The sequence below is a fragment of the Paraburkholderia saeva genome, from assembly GCF_907164555.1.
GTDB classification, from domain to species: Bacteria; Pseudomonadota; Gammaproteobacteria; order Burkholderiales; family Burkholderiaceae; genus Paraburkholderia; species Paraburkholderia saeva.
Genome location: NZ_CAJQZC010000001.1, coordinates 326,243 through 340,717, shown reverse-complemented (window position 1 = coordinate 340,717; position 14,475 = coordinate 326,243). Strand labels below are relative to the sequence as shown.

Below are 14,475 nucleotides of genomic sequence, written 5' to 3'. Positions count from 1 at the left end.
TTTTGACTGGACTGAACGGACCAAAACAATTCACTTAGCTTGCAACTCGCCCGGAATTTCGACCGGGCAAATCGCCATGCAGCTTTCATTACATGTTCGGATAATTCGGACCGCCGCCACCTTCCGGCGTCACCCACACGATGTTCTGCGTCGGGTCCTTGATATCGCACGTCTTGCAGTGCACGCAGTTCTGCGCGTTGATCTGCAGGCGATCGCCGTCATGCTCGTCTTTGACGAACTCGTAGACGCCCGCTGGACAGAACCTCGCTTCCGGTCCTGCGTACGTGCGCAGATTGACCTTGATGGGAATGCTTGCGTCCTTGAGCGTCAAATGAGCTGGCTGGTTCTCTTCGTGATTCGTGTTCGAGATGAACACCGAAGACAACCGATCAAATGTCAGCTTGCCATCAGGCTTCGGATACACGATCGGCTTGCATTGCGAAGCCGGTTTCAGCATCTCGTGATCCGAATGCTGATGATGCAGCGTCCACGGCACATTGCCGCCCAGCAGCTTCTGTTCGATGCCGACCATCAGCGTGCCGAGGTACAGGCCCTTGCTCATCCACTGCTTGAAGTTGCGTGCACGATGCAGTTCCGTGTGCAGCCACGAGGTCTTGAACGCTTCCGGGTATGCCGTGAGCACGTCGCTCGTGCGGCCTGCCTGCACGGCTTCAAACGCGGCGTCGGCAGCCAGCATGCCGGTCTTGATCGCCGCGTGCGAGCCCTTGATACGCGATGCGTTCAGGAAGCCCGCGTCGTCGCCGACCAATGCACCACCCGGGAATACGAGCTTCGGCAGTGACATCAGGCCGCCTGCGGTAATCGCCCGCGCGCCGTACGACACGCGCTTGCCGCCTTCGAGCACCGAGCGGATCGCCGGATGCGTTTTATAGCGCTGGAATTCCTCGAACGGCGACAGGTACGGATTCGAATAGCCGAGACCCACGACGAACCCCACCATCACCTGGTTGTTGTCCATGTGATAGAGGAATGAGCCGCCGTAGGTATCGCTCTCGAGCGGCCAGCCGGCGGTGTGCATCACCAGACCCTGCTTGTGCTTCGAAGGGTCGATTTCCCACAGTTCCTTTATGCCAATACCGTAGACCTGCGGATCGACGCCGTCGCGCAGCCTGAACCTGTCGCTCAACTGGCGGCCCAGATGCCCACGCGCGCCTTCGCAGAAGAGCGTGTACTTCGCGTGCAATTCCATGCCGAGCTGGAAGTTCTCGGTTGGCTGGTCGTCCTTGCCGATGCCCAGATTGCCGGTGGCGACGCCTTTAACGGAACCGTCGTCGTTGTAGAGAATCTCCGCAGCCGGAAAGCCCGGGAAGATTTCCACGCCAAGCGCCTCGGCCTGCTGACCCAGCCAGCGCGTCACGTTGGCGAGACTCACGACGTAATTACCGTGATTCTTGAAGTTATCCGGCAACGCCCAGGTGGGCACATTCCTCGCGCCGGTTTCGGTCAGGAACAGGAATTTGTCTTCGGTCACGTCCACCGTGAGCGGCGCGCCTTTTTCTTTCCAGTCGGGAATGAGTTCGGTGATCGCACGCGGATCCATCACCGCGCCCGACAGGATATGCGCCCCGATCTCCGAGCCTTTTTCCAGCACGCACACGCCCAGCTCGACGCCTTTCTCCGCCGCGAGCTGCTTCAGGCGGATCGCTGCGGACAAGCCAGCCGGGCCGCCGCCAACGATCACCACGTCGTACTCCATTGATTCGCGCGTGGGCGCGAAATCATCCGTCAAGATTGTCGGGATACACACAGAACTACGTCTCCATTTTTATAGCGAATACTTCGCGTTTTTACGCACCTCGTGCCGCACACAAGCGAACGCTCGACGGCAGAAAACCGATAGCGCATTGCGGGTGATTAAGGGTGCAGTTCAGGCGCAGCGGCATGCAAAGCGGGCGCCGCAACGGACGCCTGCTGCACGCCGGGTTCAGCGCCCGCCTACGAAGCCATGCCTTGCGCGACGTTCATCGTCGGTCGGTGGCCCTGCGGAGGGAAGACGCGCCACGAGCCGTCGTCATGGCGAAAGAAGACAATTGAGAGCGTGCCGGACGTGCGCAGCGCTTCCACACGCACGCAACGCCATGGGTTTTGCCTGGATCGACTGAACCGCGTTACGCGAGTTTGCGAGGATGACGCTGAACCTAACCACTTCTCGACCTGAAAGCGTAACGACCTGTCTACGGTGCCCATTTACTTCCCCAGAACCGCCAGAATACGAAATTACATGTTGCGACCGCCCGGACAAAGCGCGCACAAGGCCGCCAACTGCACGCCTGTCGCGATATGCTCCGCCGGTAACTAGGGTAGAAGAGTTCATCCGCGCCGCCCCCCCCTCACGTTGGGGGGGATGTGGCCAGCATCGGCCTCTATGCCGCCATTCCGAATGCTGTTTATGGCCACGATGATCGTGGTGGCAATCCATGCCGACCGAACCGGCGAGCGCCGCTGGCACACCGCCATCGCGGCGCTGATTGGTGCAGCGGCGTTGACAGCGCTGCCTCATGCTTCGGCCAGCATGGGGCTGTCGTTCACACTGCTCTGCGTCGCAGCGGCGGGAATTTTCTCGACCTTGCCGCTGTTCTGGACGATACCAACAGCGTATCTGTCCGGATCAGATGGCGCGGCGATCGCCATCGCGACGATCAGTAGCCTCGGGTTGCTAGGCGGCTTCATCAGCCCCGCGACGATCGGCTGGCTGGTCACGACCACAGGCACCATGACGACAGGCCTCCATGTGTTTGCGACACTCTTTGCTCTCGGCGCCGTGTTGCTGCTGATGATCACACGCGTCGCGCTGCGCTGACGGACGGCAAGGTCATGCCGCGACGATGTACTCATGCAGGTCACGGCGTGATGGTTGAGCCGGAAAAGGAACGGGCCCCATCAAGACCAATGGGTCGCTTTGATCTTCACAGTTTGCATCCCTACGATCCGAATCACGACCCGGGATCGGAATTCGCGTAGAAAAACCCACACCGTGAACGCCCACTACGGCAACGTTCTCGCAGCAAACCCAGGCGAGATCCAGATGTCAGCGTGGGTGTCATGTCGGTCTATCACGCTAATTCCGGCACCCGTCGAGGCACCGTAGGTGGATCGTGCCGAACGCATCACTGATGGCCTGTACTGGATACCCAGAACCTCATCAGCTAGCTGTGAGCGCACATTGGACCCTCATTCAAAAGCCGCACAGATATGTGAACAATATATAAGCACGTCACCGACAGAAGTAGACGCGTCGAAAAGAAGCGGGGCGCGAAAGCCCCGCAAAATCACTAACTATCTTTTCCTCTGCTGCCCTCCACCAACACACGCCAGGATGTTGGCCGCGTCGGACCCGTCTCGACTCGAACGACATACTCGACTTCTTCCTTAATTACCGGCGGCGTCCCGGACAGGTTCGCCAAAACCGCACCTTCGCACGTCGTTACGGTCCAAACCGACACAAACTTTTGAGGACGGTCAGAAAGCACGATTTTCGGGAATACCCGTGAAAGAACCGCCCTCACCTGTTCAACCGCCGCATCTCGCCCAAACAGTGCTGGAATGATGTCGAGAGGCTCGACTGCCAACTGGCGCTCCAGATTCCCGACATCGAGCGAGGCTGCATACGCCTTGAGCCTTGCCAGTTCATCAGCCAGCCGCTTCTTCTCATCGCGTTGTTCGCGATACGCCTGTTCAAGGAAATCCTCTCCATCCGCCTCCAAACGACGCATGCGCTGGGCCAAACTTTCGAGTTGCCTGTCTGCACGCGCCACTTCGAGATTTAGTTCAGTAATTCGAGTCTCGTGCCCCCCGTCCAGTCGCGCTTTCAGCCGGCTGCGGAATTCCTTAACGCGTTTATCGTCAAACATGCATCGCAGCAGATGTGTCAGTGCATGTTCTAACGCCTTCACTGAAACATAATCCACACGCTCCGGCGCATTTTCAACGGCAACTCGACGTCTCTGCGCACACGCTGCGCAGTAGAGTTGAGGCGCAGAGCCTCCCCCTGCGACACTCATTCTCCCGAGACAGAAACCACAGGTCACCAGCCCGGCGAATGGGCGCCGGCCCCCTCCCCGGAATGCCTGTGACGATGAACCGAGATTGCACGCGTACCAGACATGGTCATCCACGAGCCGCAACTCCGGACGGGCATACTCAATCTCCGTAACGTTCTGCTTCTCCTTTTTAGCCTTTGCCTTCGTAAAGCTACTGCCTCCATATACGAAAACGCCGCGATAAATGGTATTGGTAAGAACCTGCCTTACCGTCGCCGGCCGCCAGTACCCCGCGCCATCATGTTTCGATGGGCGAGGACAGGCAACGCTTTCACGGTTCAGGTGTTCTGCGATGGCATTGAGCGAGCTACCTTTGTATCGCATCGCAAACATCTCTCTCACCCGGTCTGCCGTCGGCTCGTCAATTTCCCAGACTGTTCCTCCTTCGTTTTCGCGCTCACCCTGCCTGACCGCCCTATATCCGTACGCCGCCTTGGCAATCATAAATCCGCGTATCAGTTGCCCCTGCATACCCCGCTTAACCCGGTGGCTGGTTTCGCGCACAAAGTGGGCGGCGATGAGACCCGAGATGCCAAACTGCAACTGCCATCCAGGTATCGAGCTATCGGTGCCGTCGCAACTGACGACGCGCACGCGGGTCCGTTCGATGCGTTGCTCGAGATGAGCGAACTCAAGCGTCGAGCGCGCGAGCCGGGATATTTCATCGACCACAATGGCCTCAAACTCTCCCGCCTCCCAGGCGCTGATGAATCGCGCATACGCGACACGCTTCGCCAAGCCCTTTTGTTGCCCGGTCACCGCTGCGTCGACAAAAACGTGCTCGTCGCTGACCGTAAAACCTAACTGCGCCGCTGTTTGCCGCGCCCTTCTAACCTGGTCGTCGATTGATGTCGACCGGCTTTCATCGTCTGAATATCGTGCGTAGATTCCTGCTGGCCGCATATCTCTCCCTTTGACTGGTAGGTTGCTGCGGCGAGCTCGACCAACAGGTCGATTAGTTCCGAAATCGGTCTTGGTATTGCCATCTAGGTGTCCTCGTTATGCCTCAGCAAAACGTATAGCGAATGCTTGAGCGGGACTGGTGTGAGCGATTGCTATACGTTTTGAGCGACCCGCTCACGGCCGGATCTGGCCGAAACGTTCGAGGACAACAAATGAACATGAAGCACGAAGAAGGACATGCCGGTCGCAGTGCGCGCCGGCAAAAGCTCACGCTCGACACCGAGCAGTTGCAGAAGCCAGGTTCAAGACTGCTTGCGGCGTTGTTCCAACAAGCAAACTATCGCGACCATTCGCTTGCTGCACTTGCTAATGAGCTTGGATGTACACCGGGTTACCTCTCGCAACTGAGAAACGACACACGATGCGCGAGCAACGTTTCGCAGAAGTTTGTCGACGCAGTAGCGCGATACCTCGGAGTACTGCCCATCATCGTCAAAATCCTGGCAGAGCAGGTTCGGGCAGACGATTTTGTCATGCCATCCAGTTCTATCGACGGCCGTCTAGACCAGGTAATGCAGTTCATCCGGGACGATGGGGCTTTCGGCGCCTCGGTGCCGGGCAATATCCTCTCGGCCAGTCGTGAGATGAAGGTCTTCGTTATCGAGTGCTATCGCGAGGCAACGGGTCTTGACCTAACACCGGGCATTTCGCTCACCCGTCGGCTGCGCGACACGATGGAAGCCGCGCTGGTTTTCGACAACGAAGTCAAGCCGCGCCAACGAGTTGCCCAGCGGCAATCGGCAACGGGCATCGTTCCAACGGTACTGGAGGTCCAATGAATTCGACCTTGCTCAGGCAGCGTGGACTGCGTCCGGGCTACATCGTTCCTTCGGCTCACTGGTCCTCAATCGAGCGTATATGCGGAACAGAATCGTCCGAAAGAAGCGCGCTGCTCGTCGAGGTTCCTGAGGAAATGCGGCGCGCATTCGAGGCCACCCACGCATTAGGACAATCGAGACTGAGTACGCTGCGCTCGGGCGGTGGAATGTTTCTCTTCGCTATCACACTGCAGATTGGAACCTGCCAGACCAGAGTGGTGCTGAACCTGTCGGAACCGCACGTAAGGCAATACCTTCAGGAAGCGACTGCGAGTGGCGAATTGCTGGTTGGACTACATACGCGCGATGAGAGCTGGGTACACTCGACCCTGCTCGCTATCGAGCCCGACGCATGCGGTCGGCTACTGGAAACGTGTGCCGGAGCTGTAGCGTTCTCCACCGAGGATGCCTGGAACGAGAAGGTGTCGGCCTGCTGCACGTTGTTACAGAACACGACGTTTATCGTGTTCGACGAGAAGCCTGCGAGCTGCATAAGCGTGGTCTTTGTTAAGGACACTTCGCTGTTTTTGAAGCCTGGCGATTTCGAGGCCATTCTTTGATTCAAGGCGCGAGCGATGCTCGCGCCTTTTCTATTACAGAGTCCACGGATGATCAATCTAGGACGAAGTTGGCGGCTGCACCTCCAGTCAGTCGCGAAAGATCAAGCACCGCGCACATAGGGCTTTGCGCAATTGCCCCACCCGGAGGCAAACGGTTAGCCGTCTTCCCTGATAGCCACTTAAGGCGCAGCCTTGGCCAACGAAAGGGCGGCACATCGGAAAAACTCGTCCATTGAGGGAAGTCTCCGCCTGGTTAATGGTTAAGAGGTTATAGGTTACGTGTGAATTTTCTCTTCCGAAGACCCGCCAGGCGGGCTTCCGTTAGTCCTATCGGTGGGCTGATCGCGCGATTCGGGTGGGACATTTACGCGATTCCGGTGGGGCAACTGCGCGATTCGGGTGGCGTAATTGCGCGGCGGCAACTGACCGTCCCATCGGTAAGCGAGAACGACTCCAGGAACTTCACCTCGACGAGTTGTTGTAGCGCAAGAGTTGCTTTGCGCCTGAACTCCTTGCGCGGCGTCACGTCCCCGCAGAGACTCTGCAATCTGTCGAGAGGGAATGCTATGGGCTCGCGGTGTGACGCATAAAACCCCAGCAGCCAGGACGCGAGATACGAACGTCGGGTCAGTTGGTCCTCATAGACGCGCAGTATTCGCGTGTAGTGCTGGTCGCTAAACAGCTCCGCGATCTCCCGGTCGAAATACACTCGGATTTCCTTCGAGTCCGGCACGAATTCCAGACGGGCAATCAGGGACACGGCCGCTCCTTGGCGTGCAATGCGCGGAACGAACATGAGAAGACATGTCGCCTTGAGCCGTGTGAGCGTATCAATGAGTTTTTCATAGGCCGCGTTAGATGTGCCCCAGCCGATGTCCCTACAGAATCGCCGTGGCCTGAAGGTCGCGGTACCGGGCATATCGCCTTCGAGAGAAAGGGCATGCATGAACACCCGCCGGTCGTCCTGACGCAACTCTTCACCCGAGTACTCCATATAGCCGTTCCTCGCAGCTTGGATCGGTAACCGGTGTCGAGAAAACGACCGTCGTGGCGACGCCGGGTCGGCGACACGAAACAGCGCACAGCGCACCAGTTCGTTCGGAATGATGGGCGCACTTTCCGGATGGTATGGCACAAGCGGATAGGGTAGCTGCCAGATCTGCGGACCTGGTGCAGCCGACTCTCCACCGTCGCGGTCACGCTCCGCGACTAGCGCATCAAGGAGAAGGTCGCTCATTGCCCTTCTCCGCCATCGACATCACCGTCGAGAGGCAGCATCGCCAGTTCAAGGCCGCGTTCGAGTGCCCGACCGAGAAAGTCGAATCCCTCGAACCCCCCAAATCTTCTGGCCTTCGACGGGTCCAGCGTCCAAGGCGAACCATCGGGCCCGGGTTTCTCCAACAGATAACGCATTGGGTGGGTCGCATCGGCCTCGACGATTGCGTAAATCTTGACCAGTCCCGCGTTGCGGTAGCCCCTCATCGACCACCTCCACTCGACATACTGGAGTTGTTCGCATGGATAGACCGACGCGGTATACGCGGTACATGTCCGCATCTCGCGGAGAAAAGTGGCACACCGACAAGCGGGTTAGCTATTTGCATCTGTTGCTCCTTGGGTTGGAATAACAGATACAGCTACGCAGTTTATCGGGCCTAACCGGCCTCGTTCTATGGCATCGAGGGGCCGTGCTCCGAAAAGACGCTGGACGTTTCGCTACGTGGAGCGATCCTGCCGTTGCTGCAATCGAAAAGCGCGTTCATAAATCCGACGTCAACGACCAGCGGCATATCCGGCGTTTGCCCATTTGATGCCACCGGCAGAGCAGGTGGCTTGAGACAGGAGGCGCTCTAACGGCACGGATATAACCCGCAGTAGATTGCTAATCGGTCAGGAATCTGACCCGGCAATTTTTCAACATCCAATCGGTAAGCGAAAAAAATTCGCTGGCCGGATAAAACCGGCGCCTACACGAGACTCACCCACTTATGGAGTCCGTGAATATGACCACCTCGCAACATACTGTCAACGCTCTTCAGTCGTCGCTGTCCGGCATCAACAGCAATGCCGAAACATCCACTCGTCCACTAGAATGCGTTGAACTCTTCGCTGGATGCGGTGCAATGGCCTTGGGCCTGCAGCAGGCGGGCTTCATTCACCCGGTGATGGTCGACGTCGACGCATACGCATGCCGGACACTATCTGCAAACCGGACCGCGTTCGGCAAATCGGACCGTTTATCAATTACGCAGACCGATGTCCGCCATGTCGACTGGCAAGCGTACGCAGGTATCGACCTAATTGCAGGCGGTCCACCGTCACAACCGTTTTCTGGTGGTGGTTTGGGCGCCGGTCAGCATGACCACCGGGACTTGTGGCCTGAGGCCATTCGCGCCGTTTCGGAGGCGTTGCCAAGAGCGTTTGTTTTCGAGAGCACTCCGGGCCTGCTGCGTCCCTCGTTCAGTCAGTACCTCGACAGGTTGGTCGCACGACTAGAGCAACCCTGCAGTATTCAAGAAGATATGCATTACAAGGTCACTGTCGTACCGCTGAACGCGGCCGACTACGGAGTGGCTCAGAACCTGCGGCGCGTACTCATCGCTGGCATACGAGAAGACTGCGGCAACCTGCTGAAATTTCCAGCCCCGACACACAACCATGAGCGACTCGTATGGGACAAGTGGGTTTCCGGCGAGTACTGGGAGCGACATGGATTAGTGCGACCCGACGCCTCGTTTGTTCCGAAGGAGGAGGTATCTATTTACAAACGGCTGCTTAAAGGCAACACTCGCCCCGCCGGAGCGGCGTGGCGCACCTGCCGCGACGCCTTGGCTAACAATGGTACGGCGGCGCCGGCCGCTCGCTTTGAGGATTGCACCGTTCGCCGCGCTGCGCGTCAGTATCCTGGTCATACGGGCAGCCAACTCGATTTGCCATCTAAGGCCCTCAAAGCGGGCGTCCACGGTGTTCCCGGTGGCGAGAACATGTTCATTGATGACAAAGGCGCTTGCTGGCAATTCACAGTGCGCGACGCTGCGCGACTACAAGGCTTACCCGACAATTTCGTCGTAGAAGGCTCGTGGTCGCAGGGCATGCGCCAACTCGGTAACGCATTGCCAGTGCCCGTCGCGACGGTTACCGGACTCTGGCTCAACGACTGCCTCAATCTCCCGGTGTAAAAAAACGATGGTCCGCGCAAGCGGACCATCTTAATCAACGTTATTGAGCGCACAGAACGCTTTTTTACTTGGAAAAAAGTGAAAACGTCTCAGAACTATTGGAGTGTGCCTTCGTCACGCAAACTCGTCTCGACGCATTCAAGCATACGTGTCGGCAGCATCACCGACACGCTCAGGTCCCTCACGGGCGGTTGCCCGAGCAACGCCGGAAACGTCGTGATAGTGCACACCTTGCTAATGATGCTCGGCACACCCAGGATGACTTCCTCTCCGTCTACGTCGAAGGCAGACTGAACCAGTTTTTCGACCGGTGCAATCATCTCCCACGGGAGATGCGCCGCAGAAACGGCCGCCGTTTCCTCCCCCGCATCGCCCATCGCTACCTGCATAGGGGCCATCCGCAAAGAGGCAAGGAACTCAGGAACCGGTGGCTCAAACAGCGGAAGCAAAAACCGGTGCTGGAACATGCCAAGCTGCTGGGTGAACACCACGTAGTTGCCCGCCCGGTCGCCGCTAAAGGCTGCCACGTTAAGGTCGCGCGCTGCTGGCTCTTTGGCGATGGCGGCAAACATAGGTGCAGAAACATCTCCGCACAAAAACCATCCTGCGAGCCCCGCTCCTTTCCGCTGCTGCCCGCCAATAGCCTCCATAACGTCCTCCGGACGCATCACGCGCGCGGGTGTTAGCAGCGCATCGCAATATCTTGTCGGTTTCTCTAGCATTGTTCGTGTCCTATATAGACGCGCCGGGATGGCGCAATACGTATAGGCACCGAAATGACAGCACACCATTCGCCCGCGCGCGGCTACCCAAAAAATGGACGACCGGCGCGCGCAAGCGTTTAACAGAAGTTAGTGCACGGTGCGGATCGCACGCCTGGCATCAGCCGGCACCGCAGACAGTTCCGTTCTGCGTGCATGGAAAACAGTCGCCCCCGAGCCGCTCGAAGGATATGCAATCTCGTACCCCAGCCGCTTGAGCGCTCGGTCGACCCGGCGCGTATGGAGCACACATGAATTCCTGTGAGCCGGTGCGGGTGCATATGGATGTTCGTAACCGTCGAGCATTCCCAGCTTGCAAACCTCAATCGCCTGCGTGACGAACGCGTCCGTCGCCGGTTTGTTGTTGAGACGCCGGAGCTGATTGACGGGGTCACCAAGCTTTTCCAACAGCGGAATGACGAACGTGTGCGTGTCTCCACGACTCAGCGCCACCGGCACGGCGCCCTGACGATTCCAAGTGTCAATCGCGCGCCACACCTCCGGCTCCGTTGGGTCCGCCAGCCAGTTCAGCAACACGTCCTCAATGCAGAGCGCAAACAAAATCATCGGCATCTGTGGACCGCCAATGACGAACGCATCGAACACGGCGCGACGGGCCTTCGCATACTTGCCTGGGTCGAATTCGACCATCTGTTCAAGGACAGGCCCCTTCAAGCGTGGACTGGTCCCGCTGTATTCGCTCGCGGAAGCGATGAGACCCAATCGGATAGAAGAGTCCTGCGCCGGTTGATAAATACTTGAGTCGCTTTTCATTTGAAAAAATCTCCTTTTTATTAGCCCGATTCCGGGAACAAAAAGAAGATTAATTAATAATGTCGCATAAATCAACGTATAAATTCAATAGCCTCACTTCTATTTTTATACATTTAAATATTTATCCAGTTTTATAAATAGCATTACCCCAGGCAACCAAGCACCGGCAGACCGCCAGGGGCCCACCCGCAACCATAATATCTCGCGGGCCACCGCCCTAAGCCTCACGTCCGCATTGCGCCTCCATTATTTGAGAGCGCGTAAACTTTTTTAATATAAATAATTAAATTTCAAAAAATCTGCAAAACCGGATAAAACACGTTTCTCCACTTGTTTCCTGCAACCACCAAAGGAAACAAAATGGAGCAACAAAATGCCACTCTCAATGTCATCGAACTTTTTGCCGGCGTGGGCGGATTCCGGCTCGGCCTCGAATCCGTGCCCGGGCAGCCTTTTCGCGTCACCCTCAGCAATCAGTTTGAGCCTTCACAGAAGATTCAGCACGCCAGTCTCATTTACAACCAACATTGGCCGGACTCGGTCCACCTAAACCAAGACATCAACGAGGTGTTGGCCACACGTGCCGGCCAACAGGCGATACGCGACGCTGCGCCTGATGTTGTTGTAGGCGGCTTTCCTTGCCAGGACTACTCGGTCGCTAAGCCAATCTCGCAATCAAAAGGCATCGAAGGCAACAAGGGGGTCTTGTGGTGGTCGATAGTGAAGCTCTTGCATCAGCGCATTGCGGACAGCGCGCCGGTTAAATACGTTGTCCTCGAAAACGTAGACCGCCTCCTATCGTCTCCAGCCTCGGCTAAAGGCAGAGACTTCGCTATCGTCCTGTCTACTTTGAATCGGCTGGGTTACGCGGTTGAGTGGCGCGTGATCAACGCCGCCGACTATGGGCTTCCTCAGAAACGTAAGCGCGTGTTCATCGTCGCGTATCACGAAACGACGGGGCTTTATAACGGCAATGTAGCTACTGAGTATGTGGATCCTGGCCGCTGGGTCTCAGGAGGCATCTTGGGAAAAGCTTTTCCGGCAACCCCTCGCGACCGTGCCGAAGCGGAAAGAGAGTGCTTCAATGTACCGATAGACCCGTTCATGGCGCAGTCAACGTTTCGACCGCTACCGAATGGCAAATCGCCCTTCGCAAATGCGGGCTTCATGTTCAACGGCCACGTCTTCAGCGCGGCGGTCGACGCCAGCATATGCGGCGACTACACGCCCTTTACCGGTACAGCCCGAGCCCTGACGCTGGGAGATATCGTCAACCGGACGACAGATGTACACGACAGGTTCTATATCAGCGGCGAGGCCGAACAAGCCTGGCAATTGGCCAAGGGCGCGAAGTGCCTTCCCAGACTGAAAGACGGGTTCAGATACAACTACACAGAAGGAGCGATGGCCTTTCCCGACCCGCTCAGCAAACCAGCGCGTACTATCATTACCTCGGAAGGCGGAATGTCTGCATCCCGGACTCGACATGCTATTCGCGCGACGAATGGGCGATTGCGTCGACTGGTTCCCGAAGAGCTCGAAGAGCTAAACGGATTTCCACGGGGGTTCACCGAGCATCCCAAGGTCACGGACTCAAAGCGAGCGTTTCTGATGGGCAACGCCTTGGTTACCGGCCTGGTCGCACGCATCGGTACAGCACTTCACGATGCTCATCAATCGGAGATGAGGTTGAGGCCGTCGCTGGATCGCATGGAATTCCACGACCACCATGCGCACGTTGGCGAATACTGCTAACGGACCAGATTCCGGCCGTCGACCGTTGTTAGAGGATACGCAGGTGCCGGATACGCCCGACGTCCGGCGACCGGTCCCGGATTAAGTTCGCGATGTACTCTGGCAGCAGAGCGCGCGGAATCGACGCAGGAGCGTCAACCACCATCTGCGATGGAACGTGGACAATGTACTCGTCAGGTGCAGATTTGAGCCTATGTTCGTAACTGACGCGGTATTCCACGGATCACCTTGCACGCGGTATGAGACGGATAGGTTCCGATTCTATCCGTCCTCGATCCGGTGCTACCGGCAGATTTAGACGACTTTGAACAAGTATGAGTGTATGAGATTTGACATTCACGGTACAACGGCGACAGTCTCGATGCCAGCCTCACTCAGGCAACACATGAGTGCTTGCACAAAAAAAGCACCTTAGTATTACGAGTTACCGGGATAGGACCTGAAGGGAGCGCTCGGCAAATCGGCTTTCCATGGTGGCCTCGGTTCGTTGAATTGCCAGATGTCGGGCTCAAATGCGGCTGCAAGAGCATGCGGATGGGGCCCATTCGGTCTTCGGTTGACCCGTTTCCCCGTTGCTGTTCCGCATGGCGCTCGAGTGCGGAGATCGACCGCGCAGATGTCGTTTCTACAGGTTTGCGCAGTGGCCGGACGGCAAGGCTCTGTACTCGGTTCGGAGCAGTGAGTGGCAACGCAGATCTTGCCTGCTTCGATCCGGAGATGCCCTGGATCGAACCCCGGGTTCTGAAAAACGCTTCACATCTTTTCGTCGCCGATCGGCCACCAAGAGACGTTCACGTGATGTCGCGGTTGGACAGCCGAGCGTCGGCAGGACGCTGAAGCTATCAACGATAGCTGCCACAGTCGATGCAGTTCATCCGCCGCCATTGACGTTGAGGCCGGCTTGGTTCTACGTCAGCAATATGGCGGATTGCTGACTATGGCGGGATTGAGCAACCCGACCGCAGCATCCCGCATCTGTGAATTCACACTCCCGGGTCGCTCAGAGGCGAACGCCAACGTCAACGTATCGGCCTACCTTCCCGAAGGCTCGGCACAATGGAAGCAGTGGCTTGCATCGAAGCGCCATCTGTTCGGCACGGGATGGCTCGATGATTCCGTATTGATGCGGCTGGCCTTTTAGGCGCCGATATTGATGATTGAGCCGACCGCTGTCGTACTGGAACCGGTAGTAGTTTGTGACTGCGATGGCGAAGAATTCGCCAATGCGCTCAACGCGCCGTGCGCGTGATGGTGATGCTCGCTCTTGCCGAGGCTGCTCTGTGACGTTGCCGTCTTCAGATGTGCCGCAAAACTCGACTGGCTCGATTCGCTCGTTGAGCTTTGGCCTGTCAGCTTCGACAGCCCGGAACCAATGGCGCTGCTCACGCCGCTGAGTAGAGTGGATGCTGCACCGATTGCGATTGGAATCATATCGACATCCGTCAAAATAGGGCAACCGAAATGCCCGAGCTTTCGAACTATACCGAGTTTCGGCGTGCATGAGCGTTTCGGCTTGATATTCGATCAAAATCTCGGCTGTGTTTTGACGCGGGCTTGGGCCCGGCCCGCAGTCGAGACGGCTTTTCGGGCGTTCGGAGCGCGAA

The 14,475-nt window shown here is 57.4% G+C and carries 13 protein-coding genes; 6 read left to right on the top strand and 7 right to left on the bottom strand.

The window, feature by feature from the left end:
- Positions 1–88 precede the first annotated feature (88 nt).
- Positions 89–1,717 (bottom strand): electron transfer flavoprotein-ubiquinone oxidoreductase, encoded by a 1,629-nt coding sequence (locus tag LPA36_RS01540; protein ID WP_228874382.1) that lies wholly within the window; start codon positions 1,715–1,717, stop codon positions 89–91.
- A 648-nt stretch (positions 1,718–2,365) separates the two neighbouring features.
- Here LPA36_RS01540 and LPA36_RS01530 point away from each other — a divergent pair.
- Positions 2,366–2,821, top strand: a complete 456-nt coding sequence (locus tag LPA36_RS01530) for an MFS transporter (RefSeq protein WP_228874380.1) — start codon at positions 2,366–2,368, stop codon at positions 2,819–2,821.
- A gap of 472 nt (positions 2,822–3,293) precedes the next feature.
- Here LPA36_RS01530 and LPA36_RS01525 read toward each other — a convergent pair whose 3' ends face one another.
- Positions 3,294–4,964, bottom strand: a complete 1,671-nt coding sequence (locus tag LPA36_RS01525; protein WP_228874379.1) for a recombinase family protein — start codon at positions 4,962–4,964, stop codon at positions 3,294–3,296.
- Between the two features lie 212 nt (positions 4,965–5,176).
- On the opposite strand from LPA36_RS01525, the gene LPA36_RS01520 reads away from it, so the two are divergent.
- Together LPA36_RS01520 and LPA36_RS01515 are read left to right on the top strand one after the other, a co-directional pair.
- Positions 5,177–5,803, top strand: coding sequence for a helix-turn-helix domain-containing protein (locus LPA36_RS01520; RefSeq protein ID WP_228874378.1), 627 nt, complete (start codon positions 5,177–5,179; stop codon positions 5,801–5,803).
- Complete coding sequence (locus tag LPA36_RS01515) at positions 5,800–6,402, top strand: hypothetical protein (RefSeq protein ID WP_228874377.1); 603 nt, start codon at positions 5,800–5,802, stop codon at positions 6,400–6,402. The genes LPA36_RS01520 and LPA36_RS01515 overlap by 4 nt, the downstream gene beginning before the upstream one ends.
- 364 nt (positions 6,403–6,766) lie before the next feature.
- Here LPA36_RS01515 and trfA read toward each other — a convergent pair whose 3' ends face one another.
- Together trfA and LPA36_RS01505 are read right to left on the bottom strand one after the other, a co-directional pair.
- Positions 6,767–7,639, bottom strand: a complete 873-nt coding sequence (gene trfA, locus LPA36_RS01510) for a plasmid replication initiator TrfA (protein ID WP_228874376.1) — start codon at positions 7,637–7,639, stop codon at positions 6,767–6,769.
- Complete coding sequence (locus LPA36_RS01505) at positions 7,636–7,884, bottom strand: hypothetical protein (protein WP_228874375.1); 249 nt, start codon at positions 7,882–7,884, stop codon at positions 7,636–7,638. Before LPA36_RS01505 ends, trfA begins: the two co-directional genes overlap by 4 nt.
- 521 nt (positions 7,885–8,405) lie before the next feature.
- On the opposite strand from LPA36_RS01505, the gene LPA36_RS01500 reads away from it, so the two are divergent.
- Positions 8,406–9,581: a DNA cytosine methyltransferase gene (locus LPA36_RS01500; protein WP_228874374.1), complete on the top strand. Its 1,176-nt coding sequence runs from the start codon at positions 8,406–8,408 to the stop codon at positions 9,579–9,581.
- A 95-nt stretch (positions 9,582–9,676) separates the two neighbouring features.
- Here LPA36_RS01500 and LPA36_RS01495 read toward each other — a convergent pair whose 3' ends face one another.
- Complete coding sequence (locus LPA36_RS01495; protein ID WP_228874373.1) at positions 9,677–10,303, bottom strand: hypothetical protein; 627 nt, start codon at positions 10,301–10,303, stop codon at positions 9,677–9,679.
- Positions 10,304–10,432: 129 nt separating this feature from the next.
- Positions 10,433–11,116, bottom strand: a complete 684-nt coding sequence (locus LPA36_RS01490; RefSeq protein WP_228874372.1) for a hypothetical protein — start codon at positions 11,114–11,116, stop codon at positions 10,433–10,435.
- A gap of 360 nt (positions 11,117–11,476) precedes the next feature.
- On the opposite strand from LPA36_RS01490, the gene dcm reads away from it, so the two are divergent.
- Entirely contained in the window at positions 11,477–12,871 is a 1,395-nt protein-coding gene (gene dcm / locus LPA36_RS01485; protein ID WP_228874371.1) for a DNA (cytosine-5-)-methyltransferase, read from the top strand.
- Between the two features lie 901 nt (positions 12,872–13,772).
- A complete protein-coding gene (locus LPA36_RS01475) occupies positions 13,773–14,012 on the top strand; it encodes a hypothetical protein (protein WP_228874369.1) in 240 nt (79 codons plus the stop codon).
- On the opposite strand, the gene LPA36_RS01470 is transcribed toward LPA36_RS01475, so the two are convergent.
- Positions 14,009–14,302: a hypothetical protein gene (locus LPA36_RS01470; RefSeq protein WP_228874368.1), complete on the bottom strand. Its 294-nt coding sequence runs from the start codon at positions 14,300–14,302 to the stop codon at positions 14,009–14,011. The two genes, LPA36_RS01475 and LPA36_RS01470, sit on opposite strands and share 4 nt — an antisense overlap.
- Positions 14,303–14,475: the final 173 nt, after the last annotated feature.